Annotated in this window: 14 protein-coding genes; 2 read left to right on the forward strand and 12 right to left on the reverse strand. The window is 59.8% G+C overall.

The window, feature by feature from the left end:
- Positions 1 to 6: 6 nt before the first annotated feature.
- Entirely contained in the window at positions 7 to 1,230 is a 1,224-nt protein-coding gene (locus Enr13x_RS35715) for a sensor histidine kinase (protein ID WP_145391706.1), read from the reverse strand.
- A 310-nt stretch (positions 1,231 to 1,540) separates the two neighbouring features.
- On the opposite strand from Enr13x_RS35715, the gene Enr13x_RS35720 reads away from it, so the two are divergent.
- On the forward strand, positions 1,541 to 2,626 hold the full coding sequence (locus tag Enr13x_RS35720; RefSeq protein WP_231743984.1) for a prenyltransferase/squalene oxidase repeat-containing protein: 1,086 nt from the start codon (positions 1,541 to 1,543) through the stop codon (positions 2,624 to 2,626).
- A 161-nt stretch (positions 2,627 to 2,787) separates the two neighbouring features.
- Here Enr13x_RS35720 and Enr13x_RS35725 read toward each other — a convergent pair whose 3' ends face one another.
- The 6 genes from Enr13x_RS35725 to Enr13x_RS35750 are packed head-to-tail and all read right to left on the reverse strand — an operon-like array spanning position 2,788 to position 11,287.
- On the reverse strand, positions 2,788 to 3,768 hold the full coding sequence (locus Enr13x_RS35725) for an AAA family ATPase (protein WP_145391707.1): 981 nt from the start codon (positions 3,766 to 3,768) through the stop codon (positions 2,788 to 2,790).
- Positions 3,765 to 6,710, reverse strand: a complete 2,946-nt coding sequence (locus Enr13x_RS35730) for a non-ribosomal peptide synthetase (RefSeq protein ID WP_145391708.1) — start codon at positions 6,708 to 6,710, stop codon at positions 3,765 to 3,767. Before Enr13x_RS35730 ends, Enr13x_RS35725 begins: the two co-directional genes overlap by 4 nt.
- A complete protein-coding gene (locus tag Enr13x_RS35735; RefSeq protein ID WP_145391709.1) occupies positions 6,707 to 7,564 on the reverse strand; it encodes a hypothetical protein in 858 nt (285 codons plus the stop codon). The genes Enr13x_RS35730 and Enr13x_RS35735 overlap by 4 nt, the downstream gene beginning before the upstream one ends.
- Complete coding sequence (locus Enr13x_RS35740) at positions 7,557 to 8,336, reverse strand: class I SAM-dependent methyltransferase (RefSeq protein WP_145391710.1); 780 nt, start codon at positions 8,334 to 8,336, stop codon at positions 7,557 to 7,559. The genes Enr13x_RS35735 and Enr13x_RS35740 overlap by 8 nt, the downstream gene beginning before the upstream one ends.
- 39 nt (positions 8,337 to 8,375) lie before the next feature.
- A complete protein-coding gene (gene asnB / locus Enr13x_RS35745) occupies positions 8,376 to 10,289 on the reverse strand; it encodes an asparagine synthase (glutamine-hydrolyzing) (RefSeq protein WP_197455618.1) in 1,914 nt (637 codons plus the stop codon).
- 17 nt (positions 10,290 to 10,306) lie between these two features.
- Entirely contained in the window at positions 10,307 to 11,287 is a 981-nt protein-coding gene (locus Enr13x_RS35750; protein WP_145391712.1) for a zinc-dependent alcohol dehydrogenase, read from the reverse strand.
- Positions 11,288 to 11,610: 323 nt separating this feature from the next.
- Here Enr13x_RS35750 and cls point away from each other — a divergent pair, with 323 nt between their 5' ends.
- On the forward strand, positions 11,611 to 13,053 hold the full coding sequence (gene cls, locus Enr13x_RS35755) for a cardiolipin synthase (RefSeq protein ID WP_145391713.1): 1,443 nt from the start codon (positions 11,611 to 11,613) through the stop codon (positions 13,051 to 13,053).
- 262 nt (positions 13,054 to 13,315) lie between these two features.
- Here cls and Enr13x_RS35760 read toward each other — a convergent pair whose 3' ends face one another.
- The 5 genes from Enr13x_RS35760 to Enr13x_RS35780 form a co-directional block, all read right to left on the reverse strand.
- On the reverse strand, positions 13,316 to 13,963 hold the full coding sequence (locus Enr13x_RS35760; protein ID WP_145391714.1) for a lysophospholipid acyltransferase family protein: 648 nt from the start codon (positions 13,961 to 13,963) through the stop codon (positions 13,316 to 13,318).
- A gap of 3 nt (positions 13,964 to 13,966) precedes the next feature.
- Positions 13,967 to 14,941: a phosphatidate cytidylyltransferase gene (locus tag Enr13x_RS35765; RefSeq protein WP_145391715.1), complete on the reverse strand. Its 975-nt coding sequence runs from the start codon at positions 14,939 to 14,941 to the stop codon at positions 13,967 to 13,969.
- 2 nt (positions 14,942 to 14,943) lie between these two features.
- The gene (locus Enr13x_RS35770) at positions 14,944 to 15,678 is read right to left on the reverse strand and encodes a CDP-alcohol phosphatidyltransferase family protein (RefSeq protein ID WP_145391716.1); all 735 of its coding nucleotides are present in this window, start codon (positions 15,676 to 15,678) and stop codon (positions 14,944 to 14,946) included.
- A 232-nt stretch (positions 15,679 to 15,910) separates the two neighbouring features.
- Positions 15,911 to 16,663 carry an SDR family NAD(P)-dependent oxidoreductase gene (locus Enr13x_RS35775; protein WP_145391717.1) on the reverse strand — a complete coding sequence of 251 codons (753 nt, stop codon included), beginning with the start codon at positions 16,661 to 16,663 and terminating at the stop codon, positions 15,911 to 15,913.
- 319 nt (positions 16,664 to 16,982) lie between these two features.
- Positions 16,983 to 18,236, reverse strand: coding sequence for an outer membrane protein assembly factor BamB family protein (locus Enr13x_RS35780; RefSeq protein ID WP_145391718.1), 1,254 nt, complete (start codon positions 18,234 to 18,236; stop codon positions 16,983 to 16,985).
- Positions 18,237 to 18,262 lie beyond the last annotated feature (26 nt).

Genomic DNA, 18,262 nt, shown 5'->3' on the forward strand with positions numbered 1-18,262 from the left:
CAAATGTCACTCGGTTTTGGGGCGTGGCGGTAGCATCACACGGAATGTGCTTCCCCGCCCCATTTCGCTTTCCACTTCGATCGTACCGCCATGGTCACGGACGATCCCGTAACTGATCGCCAAACCCAAACCGGTTCCCCCGCCGACTGGTCGGGTCGTGAAAAATGGATCAAAAATGCGTGGCAGGTGCTCGGCTTCGATGCCGCTGCCATGATCTTCCACTTCGACGGTGATCGTTCCTTCATCGTCCGCCGACGTCCGCACAATCACGCGTCCACCGGGCGCGGTTGCTTGGATGCCGTTAAGTAATAGATTGTACAGTACCTGATGGATCTTGGCCGGATGGCAAATCAAGCCCGGCAAATCGTCTCGCAGGCACAATTCCACCGTGACCTGGCCGTCTTTGACTTTATGGGCGAGCACTTGGCGGGTCGACTGGAGCGCCGCATTGACGTCCATCTGATCGAGTTCGGCTTCGTCAAGCCGCGCAAAATCGCGAAGATTATTCACAATGTCGCGGACCCGCTTGAGCCCCTTGGACGAACTTTCGAACAGTCGCGGAAGATTCTCTTCGGTCCATTCCCAATCGCTGTCCTCTTCCAATTGGCGGATTTCGTCGGCCAGATCCGGTCGGGCCGACGCCAACGTCTCGCTCAGCCGGCGGTAGCTTGAAAGGGTTTCGGCCAGGACCGCGACCTCGCGGCGGAGCACGGACAAATTGTTGGCGACGATGGAGATCGGGTTGTTGATTTCATGGGCCATCCCGGCGGCCAGCTGGCCCAGCCCCGCGAGTTTTTCGCTTTGCACCAATGCGGCTTGTGTCTCGCGAAGCCTGCGGTTTTGTTCGGCCAGCGATTGTTCCAGCCGGATGATCCGCTCGCCTTCGCGGACACGCACCCGCAACTCCTCGGTATCGCACGGTTTGATCAGAAAATCGTCGGCCCCGGCCTCCATCGCATGGACCAGATCTTCTTTTTCTGATTTCGCCGTCAGCAGGATGATGTAGGTGTAGTCGGTCGACTGGCTGGATCGAATCCGTGAGACCAGTTCCAAGCCGTCCATCTCAGGCATCATCCAGTCACTCAGCACGAGCGGAAAACGCTCCTTTTGATAGCGTTCCCAGGCCTCGGCACCGTTTTCGGTCGCAACGATTTCGTAATCCCATTGTTTCAGCGACTCGACCAATACATGCCGCATCATTGCCGAGTCGTCGGCAATTAAAATTTTCATGACCGGCGTTTCCTCGGCGGGAGTTCCAACTCAAACGTTTGCCCACTGTACGCCATCCGCTGCGGCGTTGCAGTTTACGGTATAGTTTGGCAGGTCTGATCAGGCTAGTGCGTTGTCAGCTTTCAATTTTCGAGCCTGCGTTTGTCGAGCGGAAAAGGGGTCAGGTACCAAAAACCAAATGGCCCGCAGGGTGCTTCGCATTTTTGGTACCTGCCCCCTTTTCCGCGGTCGTTTCACTCGTCAAACGCAAGCTGGAAGCTTACGCCACGTTCCCCGCTGACCCAAAACTAAAAAAAGGCGACCGACGACGATGAAGAAACAAACGGCCACGGTGTTTTTGGGTTTCCTTAGCTGTTTCTCCGCATCGGTCCTCCACGCCCAAGGCATCGTCACGCTGCAATCGGTCCCCGCACAGCGCGAGCCGATCACCGCCGATGAACCCTTGGCCGAGGCGTTTTCAGCCAAGCAGGCGGCGATCTATCTGGATCGTACCGCGCTGACCTGGCAGAAAGAAAAGAACTGCGCGACCTGCCACACCAACATGCCGTATCTGTTTGCGCGGCCGGCTTTGGCGTCAATCCAAAAGGACTCGGGCGAGGTTCGTGAATTCTTTGAGCAGTACCCCAGGGTGCGTTGGAAGAACAAGGGCCCCTCGCAGCGACAAGGGTTTTGGCCGATCGTCGTCGCGGCCGCGCTGACCTTCAACGACGTGCAGACCACCGGCAAACTCAGCCCGGTCGCCCGCGAAGTGTTGGATCTGATGTGGACGGTCCAGCGTGACGACGGCGGATGGGTTTGGCCGGATTGCGACTATGCGCCGATGGAGATCGACGACCATTACGGCGTCACACTCGCGGCACTCGCCGTCGGCATCGCACCGGACGGCTATGCCGAAACGGAGTCCGCCCGCGCGGGCCTGGTCAAACTCCGCGGCTACTTGAAACATGATCCGCCCAAATCACTGCATCACCGAGCCATGCTCGCCTGGTGCTCGTTGCGGATTGACGGCATCGCCAGCGAAGCGGAGCGGGCGAAAACGTTGCAACAACTGCTCGCCTTGCAACGTCCCGACGGCGGCTGGTCGACGTCCGGTTTCCTGACCGACTGGAAAGGACTCACACGCGACGACGGCGAACCCTTGGACGTCCAGACGAGTGACGCCTACGGCACCGGATTGGTGATCGTGATCAGCCGAGAGCTGGGCGTGCCGGCCGACGATCCGCGGTTGAAACGCGGTGTCGAGTGGTTGCTTGCCAATCAGCGAGAAAGCGGGAAATGGTTCACACGCTCCCCCGTCAACGACGCCGGCAATCTGATTTCCAACACGGGAACGGCGCTGGCCGTGCTCGCCCTGCAATCCTGCGGAACGCTCCCCGGTTGGCCGTTGGAGCGGTGACGCTAAGCGGAAAGGGTTGTCGTTGTGCCACGTACTTCGGCCCTGAAGGTAGTAGCGGAACGGCGCGAGCCGTCCGGTTTCAGCGTGCAAGACCGGAGGGCTCGCGCCCTGCCGCTAACAAAAAACACCCCGCTTGGCGTCAAAGTAAGTGGCATTGGGCATCAGTCGGTTCGCGCCAGCAACGCGTCCACCGCCTGGACGGCCGACTGGAATCTTTCTTCCCAGGAACCTCGCAAGACGACGTAACGTCGTTGGTGTGCTTGCAGCTCCGTTTCACAGCGCTGGAAAAAGTTGGTGCGATCTTGGGGCAGATAGCGAACCTGGTCTTCCACCCACGGCACATCCACGTCGGTCAACAGGGTCAGATCGTACGTCCGCCGACGTGCTTCACGCGACACTGCGTCTGGACAACCGTCGAACAGCCAATCACTCCAGATCGTCGTCAACAACAAATCCGTGTCGCAAAACAACACGCGGTTGGCAGCCCGAGCCAAGGCATCTTCACTGGCAGCTTGCCCGCGCGCGATTTTTTCGATGTCTTCCGCTTCAATCCGCCCCTGCTGAGACTCGATCAGCGTGCGTGCATACTCGGGCACCGCGATGGAATGAAAATGTTCCGCCAAGTCTTTCGCCAGGGTGCTCTTTCCGGTTGACTCGGGACCAAAAACACTGACGCGTCGAACAAAATAGCTCTGCACACAGGGTGGCAGATAACGCCAATGGGCAAGCGGTTGTTCGCGGACCTTGGTTCCACTGACCGGCATCACGCTGCGATCGATGTCGACTTGAACGAACTGGGCCCCCAACACCTCGGCCAACTTCCACCCGTACTGTTCCGAAGCGAAGACGTAGTCCAGTGGCTGAGGAATCAGGGGACGAAGCGCGTCCTCCCAGAGACGCCAAAACTCGGGATGTTCCGACGGGTCTTGCGGCAATTCCTGGTCCAGGTGAACCACACGCGTTCCCGTTCCGGCGAACATTTCACGCATCCACTCGTAACGTCTGCGGCCGGGGATCGGCTCGGCTGCGAGCGTGCCGACGACGACCGTCAATTCGTCGACATAGTGGCGTGCAAAATCGACGAGATAAGCATGCCCGAGATGTGGCGGCAAGAATTTTCCCAACACCATTCCCGTCGTCATCCCTGCGCCCTCTCTGGAACCGATTCCAACATCACCCTCGCCATCGTCTCAAGTTGTCGATCGGCGACCGATCGTATCTGTTCTCCACCGGGTTGCAACACGCTGTTTGCCCGCGTCGCGTCGAATCGAGTCTTCGTCGCCAAGAACAAATCCATCGCTCGGCTGTTGTTCGCCGCCATGGCTCGATAGTCCAACGCCAGACAGGCCGCCGCGACGTCACGACGATCGACTGCCGCGTTCGCTTGATCCCGTTGGTAACGCTGGGCAGAGCACCTGAAATGTTCGATCGAGACCGGCGTCAATTCAGTCCCCACGCGTTGCATCGCCGCGAACCAGCGCGACGCGGATACCGATTCTGGACCGCACAGATGAAATGCACCGGTGTGATGATCGAGTATCAAACGGACCAGACCGCGAGCCGCTTGATCCACCGGCGTGGCATCGAAACAGAGGTCTTCGATGCCGTCGGGGTATTGCCCCAGTGCGGAGATTCCACGCGTCAACATGGCCAGCTGATCGTGTTGGGGGCCGACGCCGCGTCTCGTATCTCCGGTCAACAGACCCAACCGATAGATTGACGGAGTCTGCTGTCCCGCGATCGACCACCATAACTTTTCGGCCGCCCACTTGGTCTGGCCGTAGCCCCCATAAACACACGTGGACGTCTCCAATCGATCTCGCTCGTGATAACACGCTTCTTGCCGGTCGGTTGCGACGAAAACCGACAACGTCGACGCGTAGTGGACGGCCTTGGGCCTTCGCCAGGACGCGAGCCGCGCGAGCGTCACCAGCGGATCCAGGTTGACCGAACGCAAGGTTTGAAAATCGTCCAGCAGATGAACCCGGGCGGCCAAATGAACCAGATCGGTGACCTGGTCGGCCAGACGCGACCATTGGCCATCCGATAAACCGAACTGGGGCGCGGCGAGATCACCGCAGATCGGCCGAACGTCATCGGGGCACAGCGGCTCCGCATGGATTCCCAAAAACGTTCTCCGTGCACTGTTGATCCGCTGCAGGGCCTGCGCGGCATCACCCGCACGAACCAGACAGTTCAGTTTCGCCCCGTGCGATTGGCGAATCAATGCATCGAGCACCCAGGTGCCCAAGAATCCGGTTGCCCCGGTCAGCAAGATCGATCGATCGCAGGTCTTGGTCGGATCAACGGCCGGCAACGCAGGAATCGCGCCCGACAATTCCTGCACAATGGAATCAAGTCGCGCGGTTGTGGCGATGCTGGACGAGTCGCAATGGTGAACACACTCACGCAACGACTGGTGTTGCACGCTCGCGGGATTCAGCGAAAGGCCTTCTGCTTGAGCGGCCGCGATCAGTTCCATGGACGCCAAAGAGCTGCCGCCGACAGCATCGAAGGGATCGTCCCATCCGAATCGGTCGTGCCCGAGTACCTCCGCCCAGAGCGAGCGGAGGAGTTCCGCGGTCGCGTCATCCGGTGGAGACCGCATTTCGGTTGCCGAGGCGTTCACCCGATCCCACGTTGCATCGAGGTCCACTTTTCCCGTTGCGGTTTTCTCGATCGCGTCAACGACCTTGATCGTCGTCGGAACCATCCAACGCGGTAACGTGTTCTGCAAATGTTCCCGAAGCGATGTGACGCTTAAACCCGACGGATGACTCGGGCTGACCATCGCGGCGATCGCGCGAACCGATCCCCGTTCATCCCGCAGCGGTATGACGGCCGTTTCAGCGACCGCCGGATGTTCCACGATGCGTTTGCGGATCTCCTCCGGTTCGACGAGCTTTCCGAGCAATTTAAACTGCCGATCGATTCGCCCCACGAACACACACTCACCCGAAGCATCCCTGCGAACTCGATCGCCGGTTCGGTACCAACGCGTCGATCCGCGAGTCACGAATTTCCGGTCGGTCAATTCTGGATCGTCGACATAGCCGCTTGCGAGTCCCGGCCCGGAGATCCACAGTTCACCTTCGAGCGATTCGGTCACCCCGCCCCCCACCGTGACGCTGCTGCCTTTGGACGCATCGCCATCGATCGGTTCGACGTGATAACGCATGCCCGCGATCGGCGTTCCGATGGTCGGCAACTCCCCCGGCTGGCACTTTCGGATGCTCGTGCAAACGGTCGTCTCGGTCGGTCCGTAAACGTTGAACAGGTCCAGCCGGCTGGAAAACCAATCAATCCCCTCGGCCGAACAGACTTCGCCACCGACAACAACGGTCGACAACGATTCAGGAAGGTGGCATTTTTGTTTTCCGATGCGTGACACGATCGCGGGCGGCAGGTCGGCGTAGGTGATGCCTCGGTTCTCGATGCGTTGCAGCAGTTTTTCCACCGGCAAGGCTTGAAGATCCGACTCGATCACCAGCGTGCCGCCGCTCAACAGCGCCGTGCCGATGTCCGAAAGCGACGCATCGAAACAAATGGAGAGATAGAAGAGCGAACGCGTCGTCCGGTCGAGTTGAAACGCTTGGATCTGATCTTTGATGACCGGCACCAACCCGCGGTGCGAGACCGCGACACCCTTGGGCGCGCCCGTCGATCCTGACGTGAAGAAGATGTAGGCCAAGTCGCTGCTCTGCCGAATGGGTTGGCGGCACGAAGCCTGCAGTTGGATCCTCAGCGTCGACGACGGATCGGCCAGCAGCGTTGCCGCGATTCCCGCCCGCCGACCGTTTTCGTTTCGCACCGCTGCGGGGATCACCTCAGGCAGCGGCAACGCGATGCAGCCGGCTCGCCAAATCCCGATCAGGCTGGCGACGTATTCGATCGACTTTTCGATTCCGACCGCGATCACACTTTGCCGGGCAACGTTTGAGCGGTGAATCAAGTCGGCGACAGCACACGACATCGATTGCAGTTCACGATAGCTGCAACGGCGCGCGTGGTCTTCTTCGATCGCGATCTGCGTGGCAGATCCGAGCGCGACCCGGTCAAATTCGATCCAGAAGGAATCCGTCATGGCCCTCGATCCGGTGACACCACGGGGATGTGTCCGGCCAACGCGTCTCCCGTCGAACGATTGTCGACGTTTTCCGGCCCGACCCCGCCGTCGTGGTCTGGCAAACAGACGGTCCGAAAGTCGATGCTCAGTCGAGTTTCGCCCGATTCGATTGGCACGGTTTGATGGAGATGCTGGCCGGAGAACACGATCACTTCGCCCGCCTGTGCCTCGAACGCGACTCGCTGTGCCTGCGGCAGCGATTCACGTAATTGCGGATACAGTTCGCGGCGGCCGGCGTCGGCATCCTGCCAGCCGATCTTCAGATCGGTGCCTTTCGACGTCCACTGTCGATAATCAAATCCACCCGAATCGTTGACCACGGCTCGATCAAAATAAAACGGCAAAAACGAAAACGTCTCGGTTTTCGATACCGGGTGCAGCGGCATCCACCAAGTGATCTGACACTGTGGATTGGAGTACCACGTGTCACGATGGGCATAGTAGACGGGCGCCGCGGCTGGATTGTGGTGGCCGCCCTCGGTGATCACACGCAATCGAACGGGATCACACAGATGTTGTTTTGCATCGCATCCGGTTTGCCGCAACAGATCCGCGATCCCCTGTCGACAGACTTCCGACTCGTAGAATTCTCGGCGGAGCAAGCCTGCTTTTTGAAACATTTGATCGCCGTCGAGCCGTTTGGAGGCGTTGCGGGGGTCGTCTCCAAAGATTTGGCAGATTCGGTCCCAACAATTGTCGCGCATTCGCAGCGTCGTTTCCGAAGGCGGCAGCACGAGCACGGTTCCGGCGTACAGTAACGCCCGAAAGTCACGGTCGGTTTGGCCTTCGTGCCGTTGGATCAACTCACTCATCAAGCGGATTCCTCCCAACGATGATGCAACGTGGTGAATCATCGGTCAGCGTGTCCCCGCAGGGCGAGACCGCACGCACGTTGACAAAACCGATGTTGCGAAACATTTGGATCAGTTGATCGGGCAGATAAATCCGCAGTGTACTTTCATGGGTGCGGACGGGACGGTCCTCCTTGTGGTACTCCCAAACCTGATGCAGCGTTCCCGTCGAGGCGGAGATCCGAGAGGTCCGGGTCAGCGAGACACCGTCAGGGTGCGTCGAGCGTATGGAGGTTCGAAAGTGGGCCAGCAGGTGCAACATGTTTGGAAACTCCAGCAACATCGTTCCCCCGGCAGCGAGCGATTGCTGCGCGGCGTGAAGCATCTTTTGATTCCATGCGTCGTCGGGTGAATAACCAAAACTGCTGTGCCAGTTGTAGACGACATCGACGGGCCGATCGTGCTGATACATCAACGCGTCGGCGACCATGAATTCCGCGGCGACCTGGCGCTGGCGGGCGAGTTGCCGGGCGTGATCGATGTACAGCGCCGATTGGTCAACCCCGATCACGCCGACGCCACGACTGGCCAACTCGCACGCATGTTGCCCCAGACCACAGCACTGATCCATCGCCGATTGACCGGGTGACAAGCCAGTTAAACGTGTGATGGTGTCGACCTGACCCCGGATCGTGTCGGGATCTTGATCGGCCAGCACGACCATGGCCACGTCATCGTAGAACGTCTTCCACCACTGGGTTTCGACGTGAGATTGTGGTTGCGTATCGATCATTTCTTGCTTGACTTGGAGGTTGATTCGCAAGCTGGAAGCTTACGCCACGGTGGAGGAGAGCAGCATCCACCATAACGGGTCGGTGGCGGTCTTGGTTTCGCGGCTCGCGTGTTGCATGCTCGACAACGTCGTTTGAACCTTTTCTGAATCGAAGAACGGATGGTCGTCGATTTTTGACTGCACGTAGTCTCTGATCCGCCGACATCGCAGCAGGCTGTCTGCCAGCGGCGGCGCGTCAAAGGGTTGTTTCGGACGCTCGGCAATGCACGTCGGCAAACGATCCCGCATCGCCGTGCGAAGCAGCCATTTGTCGGTGAATCCGCTGCCGCTGTGAGCGGAAGGGGAGCGTGACGATCGAGGGGAATGGGGGCGGAGCAAACTGGAAACGGGCTGATCTTTCACCCATTCGAACAGCAGATGGTCCAACATCGGCAATCGGCCCTCGGTGCCGTGCGCCGCTTCGCATCCGTCGCCCAAGGTGCGCAAAATGTTCTGTGCCAAAGCCGTCTTGATCCAACAATAGAGTGACTGGTGGATGACATGCCGGTCACGTAGTTGTTCGTGATTGATTACACCGGCGGCGAGTTCTTCCATCGCGTCTCGTCCGTCGAACTGCGCCAGGAAATCTCGTCTGACGTGCGAGCGGAGCATCCAACCCTGTGACGCTTTGGCAGCCAGGAACGTCGGCAGGAACCCCAACGCGTCGTGGATCGCCCGCGTCGGCAGCGCGGCGCCGGCAGCGGGGAGCATGCTGCCGTAGGAGTTTCGATTGTCTGCATGGATCGTTTCAATCGCACTCGGCGCCGTCTGTCGGCAGAGATCGATTTTCAGATGGGCGTATCCGGCCAGCAGCTCGTCTGCCCCTTCGCCGGTCAGTGCGACTTTGTACCCGGCATCGGAAATCGCCCGGCTGAGCAGGAACTTGGCGGGCAAATGCCCGTTGACGCACCAGCCTTCGCTGGTCGCAACCGCTTGCCCGATGGCATCGATCAATCGGTCCGGGGCGCCGTCAACGCCGTGGAATGCAACGCCCGTCCGCGCCGCCATTTCGATCGCAAACGTGGTTTCATCGTGGTCGCGTTGTCCGGGAAAACCGATCGAAAACGCCGAGGCAACGGCACCTTGCCGCGAAGCCGATTCCAAGACACTGCACGAATCGATGCCGCCGCTGAGATGGGCCACCAGGGGAACATCCCCCCGCAACCGTATCTTGACCGCTTCATCCAAGCGATCCGCGAAGGCAGCGGCTGTATCCCGTGGATCTTCCCGGCGGCTGTGCGATTGCTGATCGATCAATCTGGGGTAATCCAAATCCCAGTATTGTCGCAGTGTGACGGTCTCGGCCTGGGCGACCGCGACATGGCCGGGCGGAATCTGGTAGACATTCCGATGCAGCGTGCGATCGGGCAGCGTGTATTGAAAACTCATCGCGTGCCAGACCGATTCCATGTCCCGCTCCAACGGTATCCCCGCGGCAGCGAACGCACGTGCTTGTGAGGCGAACCAGATTTCGCCTGCTGCCTGGGTATAGAGCAGCGGCTTGATCCCGAATCGATCACGGACGGCGACGATACATTCGGCGATCGCGTCATGGATCAGAATCGCAAATTCGCCGCGCAGGTATTGGACGAACTGCAACCCGTGTTGGGCGTAAAGATGCAGCGCAAGCTCACTGTCGCTGGAGGTTGCGAATCGATGTCCTTGGTCTTCCAGTCGCCGCCGCAGGACGTCGTCGGGGTCATAAAGTTCTCCGTTGACGACAATCGACAACGTGCCTGCACGGTTGCGGATCGGTTGGCATGCCGACGGGCCTCCATTGACCGCCAGGCGGCAATGTCCCAGCCCGAATGAACCGGTTGCATCGTTTCCGCCCTGCAGCCAAACGGCGGTCCCATCGGGCCCGCGATGGGCCATCGATTCGGTCGCCTGGATCAATCGCCGGCGGTTCAGCATTCGGGGATTCCCCGAACTCACGCATCCGACGATGGCACACATTGATGCTGCGTTCTCGCTTCGGGAGGACGAGCCGGGACCGATGTCAGCTCGATAAAGTGTTTTCGAAACGCATCGTTTTCTGCCGCCTGAAAAGCCTGATCCGACTGATCCGCACTCCAAACGTCTCCCAACAACGATGCGAAATCAATCGCGGGATCGAGCAACAAGCGGCTCGCTTCGCCAAATTCTGCATAGTTGACCGGAAAGATCTGGTGCTCCTTGGGCAACATCGCTTTCAGGTCCAAGGCCAGCGGTCGCAGCGGGCGGCTTTTGAGCACCAAGACTCCGCCCGGACGAAGGCAGTCGACAAGCTGTGTGAGCGAATCCGTCGTGCCTTCGGTGTCGATCGCAAAGTCATACGCGTCTGTTTCGGTCGGCGCCTCGTTCGGAGGGACGCAGCGAATGTTTTCGAAGCCGCGTGATTGCAAGATCATCGCCGTCAATCTTGCCAAACGACTGTGGCCAAAGACGACACCAAACTGAGTTTTCCCAATCGGTGCCTTCATCACCGCTGCACAGGCCGCCACCGGTTCGAGCAACGCGGCGATACGATCATCAAGCGAGTCGGGAATCCGCCAGGCGTTTTGCTCAGGGATCGCGACACGTTCGGCGATCGCTCCATCGACATCGACGCCCATAAACTCTGCCGACGGACACGCGTATTGCCAACCACCGAGGCAGCGATCACAGCGTCCACATCGCAGCACCGGATCCGCGGCGATCTTGTCACCGATCGAAATGCGGCGAACATCCGATCCCGCCGAGACGACGCGTCCGACAAACTCATGCCCAAGAATCCTCGGCGTCTTGACTTTGATTCGTCCCGCAGCGACCGCCAAATCGGTCCGGCACAATCCGACCAGCGAAACTTGAACGAGCACTTGACCGGGTCCACACGTCACCGCGGCAATGTCTTTCCACACCGTCCCGGCGTCGGTTCGAACAAGAGCACGCAATCGGGGGCCTCACGACAAGAAAAGACTTCCATCCATTCATTTACTTTAAAGGAACCACAGCGCGGCGAAAAGGTTCGGGAAGCGAAAGAGTTTCAATCGACCGAATCCTCATGATCTCGTCGATTGAGTGTGATGTGGTCAGCAGACCGATGTACGACGTCCTTTCGAGGTCGTCGTCGGGAGTCCAGCGGACGACGGCCCGGAAGGGCCATCGTACTCGAAAAATCGGTCGTCCTAAGTTTAAGAGTTGACGAAGCCCTAGGCGAGACATTGATCGCATAGAATCGTCCTTGTCCGTCCCGCCACCCGGCAACAAGCGTTTCATGATCGATCCCTCCCCCACCAATCTGTCGGTCTTCGGTGCCACCGTCTTTGTGTTTGTGTTGCTCGGCATTGTGTCGGCCGTCCAGGCGGTGATGACGACGCGGACCTCACAGGGTGCCGTCGCCTGGGCGATCACGCTGGTCACCTGGCCTTTTTTTGCGGTCCCCGCCTACTGGATTTTCGGCCGCAATAAATTCCAGGGCTACGTCAATTTGCGTCGTGACCGGACCAGCGATGCGATCGACAATCTGGATGACGTCCGACGTCAATTGACGCCCTACACCGTCGATCTGGGCACGCGCTTCGGTGAAGCGCGTGCGTTGGAACAGCTGGCCCGGATGCGGTTCACTCGAAACAACGACACGCGTCTGTTGGTCAATGGCCGAGCCACGTTCGATGCGATCTTTGCGGAAATCGATGCGGCGACAACCTACATCCTGGTTCAGTTCTTCATCATCCACGACGACTCGCTGGGACGACAGCTGAAAGACCGACTGATCGCGCAGGCGAAACGCGGCTTGTCGGTCTACCTGCTGTACGACGACATCGGGTCCAGCGGCATCCCGAAAGCATTTGTCAACGAATTGACCGCGGCCGGCGTCCATATCACAGGGATGAGAACGACGCGGGGCTGGCGAAACCGATTCCAGATCAATTTTCGCAACCATCGCAAGATCGTCATCGTGGACGGCCGAATCGCGTTTGTCGGCGGCCACAACGTCGGTGACGAATACATCGGCATGCACCCCAGGTTGACTCCCTGGCGCGACACGCACCTGTCGATCAGCGGACCGGCCGTGCTCGCGACTCAACTCGCCTTCGTCGAAGACTGGTACTGGGCGACCGAGTCGATGCCCGACGTCACCTGGGAACCGCAACCGTCGATGGAGCACGATCGGATGGTGTTCGTGCTGCCGAGCGGTCCCGCTGATGACTACGAGACCTGTGGGCTGTTCTTCACGCACGCGATCAATTCGGCCGACGACCGGATTTGGATCGCCACGCCGTACTTCGTGCCCGACGAGGGGGTGATCACGGCACTGCAACTGGCGGCCCTCCGTGGCGTCGACGTCCGCGTCTTGATCCCCGGAATTCCGGACAAGCCGTGGATCAAGCTGGCCGCGATGTCCTACGTCAACCAAGTCCTGCAAGCGGGCGTGAAGGTGTACGAATACGGTGACGGATTTCTGCACCAGAAAGTCGTCCTGGTCGACGAATACGCCTCGGCGATCGGGACCGCCAATTTTGACAACCGCTCGTTTCGATTGAATTTCGAGATCACCGTGCTGACGATCGACGATGATTTCACCAGCGAAGTCGAACAGATGCTGTTGAACGACTTTGCCCATTCAAAGGAAATCACTCCAGACGATCTTGCCGCGCGGCGTTGGTGGTCGGTCGCGGGCTCGCAAATCGCGCGTCTGTTCGCCCCGATCCTTTGACCCCCTTCTCGGTAACGCTGGGAAGCATTTCCCCATGTGCCGCTTGAGGTTTTAGCGGCAGGGCGCGAGCCCTCCGGTTCTTCCTCTCTGCCACAACACCGCAGGGCTCGCGGGCTGTCGATTTGTGAGCCGCGACGCGTGAGCGGCCGGGCACCGCGACGCGTGAGCGGCCGGGCACTGCGACGTTGCCCGAGGCCTTACGGCCAGCGGCTCACCAATGACTCAGCAGATCCAGACTAAACCGACAGCCGTCTCGGCCACCCTAAGAAGGTTCCCAGCGTGGGATTTCTTTTTCCGCTTCCAACTCATTCATCGCATCGCAAATCCTGTCCATAAAGCTGGCCTTCTTGCCGGTCCAGTAAACGGCTTGGCCGATGAACACGTCGCAAAAGAAGGGCACCAAGATGCCTTCGCCCTTGGGCAGAGAACGGCCCAGCCCATGCATGAAAACCGGCGTGAAGGGAACTTCGGGATAGCGCCGGGCGACGTGGGCGATGCCCGTTTTGAACTCGTCCCGCACTTCAGGCGTCCCCCGACTGCCTTCGGGAAAGAGAATCAGGATTTTGCCATCGTCCAGTGCCTCGCAGATTCCGGCCAAAGGGTCTCGGCGCACACCTTTCACTTCGCGCTCCAGCGGAATGATTCCAATGATTTTGGTCGAAAACCACGCCATCAGTCGGTTGCGCAAAAAATGATCTGCCGCGGCGACCGGATGCACATCCTTCAACCGCCGCATCCCGAACAACGTCATCAAGACCATCGTATCGAGATGGCTGTTGTGATTGGCGACAATGACAGCGGGCCCTTTGTCTGGCAACAGATTCGATCGGCGGACGTTCAAGCCGATCACAATCAAGATGACCGGTCGCACGATCAACAGAAAGTAGAGAAAACGCAGGATGTCCGCCATCGTTCAACCGTAACAGTAATAGATAAAGTGAAAGAACAACGGCGCGGTGTAGGTCAGACTGTCGACTCGGTCCAGCACGCCTCCATGACCGGGTAACGTGCTGCCGGAATCCTTGACGCCTAGATCACGCTTGAGCGCGGAAATCGAAATATCCCCTGCGAACCCGGCGACACCGATGATCAGACCGGCCAACAACGATCTCGGCAGATCAAGATAGGTCAACCAGGGACCGACACATGCCGCCAGTGCGACGGTGGACGCGACGCCGCCGATCAATCCGCCGACCGTCTTGCCCGGGCTGACCTTGGGGACGACCTTCTTTTTGCCGATCGTTTTCCCCCAACAAAACTGCGCCACATCGTTGAACTGAGTCAACAAGACCAGCAACACCAACAGCGCCGCGCCGCCGGATGCGACGGCCCCGTCATCCGCCCCGACCGCCATCACGCGAGCCGACTCGCCGGGCCGGATCATCAGCAGCATGGCGGCATGGGACAGGCTAAAGACCGTGGTCATCAATCCCCACTGGACCGTCCCGATCGCGCGCAAAAATCCCTTGGTCTCGCCGATCAACACCATCCGAGTCGGCAACCAGATGAACATGTAAACGGGAATAAAAATGATGAACATCCCGAACCACACGGTTCCCACCCAAATGTATTGCAAGGGGATCGCCAAATAAGCCCAAAACAACACGCGATGATCAGCCCGCCGCGTCGGAATGAGCGACAAGAACTCCTTCAAGGCGAGAAAACTGACGAAGCCAAAAAAGACGATTGCCGTTGTCGTCGAAACGGCCAACACTGCCGCAAAGGACACCACGATGATCCACCACGTCCGAACGCGAAGCACCAATTCGGTGTCATCGCGATCGGGGGCGGAACGCTTCCGCAAAAATAAAATCGCGTTGGCAAGCAGCAGCAACCCTGCGATCCCGGCGAACGTCAAATGAATCTCTGGCGAGAGGTGTTCGAACAAATCTAATTCCCCTGCGTGGCATCGGCTTCGGCTTCGGATTCGTCGTCCGATGGCAGCACGACCTCGCGTCTCATTCCGGCATGCAGTGTTTCGGAAATGATCCTCAGACGGCGCACCGAGGTGATGACACCGCCGACGATGATCAATCCCAAGACCGCTCCCATGACAGGGGCTTGCCAGCGTCCGGTCGGTCCCGAGCTTGCCAGCGAGAGGAACGCACAGAGGACGCAACCGAACGTCATCAACGCCATTCGCTGCGGCTTGGCCATCGGCCCGGCAAAGACTTCACCCGCGCCCGCGCTGGATCCGATGGCGCGGACGTAGGCGACAAAGACGGCAACGACCGCCGCGGCCAGGCCCAGTTCGGCGCGCGAGGCCAACGAGTATCCCGCGCCGATCAGAATCGCGGCGTCCGAGATACGATCGGGAACCTCGTTGTACAACACGCCCACCGGAGACGCTTTCCCCCCTTCGACGGCCACCATGCCGTCGAGCAAGTTGGCGATCAACCGCAGTTGCATGCAACCGGCTGCCGCTAGATAGAGGATCGCGAGGGCGCCAGACGATTCCGCCAGCGACGTTCCGGCCAGCGACAGGCCGGCGATGACGCCGAAGACGATGCTGGCGGTGCTGATCATGTTGGGCGTCACGCGGGTCTGCGCCAGTCGTTCCGCTGCGTACTGAAACACCTTCCATTGGCGTGTCTTCAGCGGGCGTCGTCCCTCGACTTCATTCATGATCGCAGACCCATCGAGTACCTGTCGTCACCCATCACACCATCACGGCGATCGTCATCCCCTGACGGTGCCCACGACCATCCAGTGTTCAGCTACTAGCTTAGCAGGGTTCCGCAGTTGAAATCGGCTTCAACCCTGCAGAGACCTGCGGAAGAGGAACGTGGCGCATGCTTCCAGCTTGCGTTACCGGAATCGCAAGCTGGAAGCTTACGCCACGTTCCAGACTGCCGAGCTACAGCAGCGTCTGACCGCCGTCGACGCTCAGGATCTGGCCGGTCGTCATCGCGGTTCCGGTGGCGAAGAACAACACGGCGTCGGCGATGTCGTCCGGCTGGGACGCCTTGGGGATCGGATAGCCGGCGACCATCGCATCGAGGTCCCATTTCGGGTTGCCCTCCTTGATCCATCGACTGTCGATCGGGCCGGGGCAAACCGCGTTGACGCGGACTTCGGGCGCCAGCACACGGGCCAGTGATTTGGTCATCGTGTTCAGGCCGGCCTTCGTCGCGCAGTAGGCGATCGACGACCCGCTGCCGGTGATCCCGGCGACGGAGCTGACATTGACAACGCTTCCCGAACCGCCGGCCCGTAACAAATCGGCGGCCGCCCGCGTGACAAAGAACGCGCCTTTCAAATTGACCGCCAACATCCGGTCCCACATCGATTCGGTCAGGCCTTCCAAGTCGCGGTGTTCGATGAATGATGTCGTCGCCGCGTTGTTGACCAAGACGTCCAATCGCCCGAAGGCTTCGCCGACGTTGAGAACCATTTTCCGGACGCGCGCGTCATCGGAAACGTCACAACCTTCCACAAGCACCTTCGCCCCCAAGGCCTTCGCTTCGCCGGCAGTGTCCAGGGCTTCGGCCTCGCTGCGGGAGTAGTTGACGACGACATCATATCCGCGGCGGGCGAATTGCAGCACGCAGGCGCGGCCGACACCGGTCGCAGAACCGGTCACAAGTGCAACGGGACGTGAAGTTGGCATCGAGGAATCTTGCAGTCAATGGAGGAAGGGAGAGGAGGAACGACGCCGCTAACATATCCCGTCGAGAGACCCGGGAGTAGCCTGGAGGTGTTGGCGCAGCGGCTCGAACGGGCGGTCTAGTCGGGAACTGTTGAGTCAATGGTGAGCCGCTGGCCGTAAGGCCTCGGGCGGGCGCCGGCATGCCCGGCCGCTGAAGCGTCACGGCTCACAAAACCGACAGTCCGTGAGCCGTCCGGTTTCAGCGTGAAAGACCGGAGGGCTCGCGCCCTACCGCTAAATCGAGAAGCGACTTACCGCAAAATGTCTCCCCTATCCCAGCCTACTTCACGCAGTAGATCGCTTGGTTGCTGCGCAGGTAGGCTCGGCCGTTTGAGATGGCCGTTGTGGCGTTGAAGTCCGATTCGTCCAGCGGTTCGCTCTTGGCAACCTGCTTCATCTCGGGTGTCGCTTCAAAGACGTACGTCCCGCTGCGACGCGTGACGACATAAAGGTGCGCTCCGACTTTGATCGGCGAGGCATACACGGGACTGCCGCCCGACTTGAGGTCATCCAAACGCTCTCGCGTCACGGTTTCTCCGGTCTTGGCATCGACGACAAAGGCCTGGCCGCGATGGCTGACCCAATAGAGATGGCCGTCAAAGTACAGCGGCGTGGGAACGTAGCTGCTGTCGCGGCTCTCCCAGAGGTGATGCGTGTCGGTGATGTCCTTGCGACCGCCACGCCGAATCGCGTTGGTCTGTTGCGCCGGATAGCCGCCGAACGTGTAGAACGCATCCTCGCTGAGGACGACACTGGGGCTGACGTTGCCGCCGTTGCCGATCTCACAAAACCAACGGATCTTGCCGGTGGTCGCGTTCAACCCCCAAACTTCGCCGGGCATCGAGATCACCGCTTCGATCACGTCGCCTTCGCCCTTGGCCAGAATCGGTGTCGCGTAACAGAGTTCCAGAAGATCGTATTCGGCTTTCCATACTTCGTTGCCCGTCGCGGCATCCAAACCGATGATCGCGCGGGCCTCCTCGGATGCATTGACGATCAAGATCCCGTCGTGCAGCACGGGGCTTGAACCGGATCCCCATCGCCGGTTGCTGGACATTTGGCCCACGTCTCGCTGCCACACTTTCTTGCCCTCGACGGTCCAGGCGGCCACGCCGGCTTTGCCGAAGAATGCGTAGACGTGTTTCCCATCGGAAACCGGTGTGCCGCTGGCATAGCCGTGCTCGGTGATGTATCCCTGGTAGGCGTCTTCACGCGCCGGGCCGCTGATCGCATCGGTCCAAAGCTGGTTTCCGGAATCCGCGTTCAGACACACGATGTGCCGTTTGGCATCGGAGCCGCTGCCGGAATAGCAAGTCACGAAGACACGATTGTCGACGACGATCGGCGACGAGGAGCCTTCCCCGGGAAGCTCCACGGACCAGGCCAAGTTTTTCTCGCCACTCCAGGTCAGGGGGATCGTCCCCTCCGCGATCCCCTGGCCTTGGGCGCCGCGAAAACGCGACCAGTCCTCGGCGGCGACCGTGGCGGTGAAGACGGAGGAAACGCAGAGGGCGACAACTGCGGATAAACGCATCGGTTCGGCTCTTTTTGTGTTGAAAA

Origin of the sequence: Stieleria neptunia, assembly GCF_007754155.1 — a bacterium.
Lineage (GTDB): Bacteria > Planctomycetota > Planctomycetia > Pirellulales > Pirellulaceae > Stieleria > Stieleria neptunia.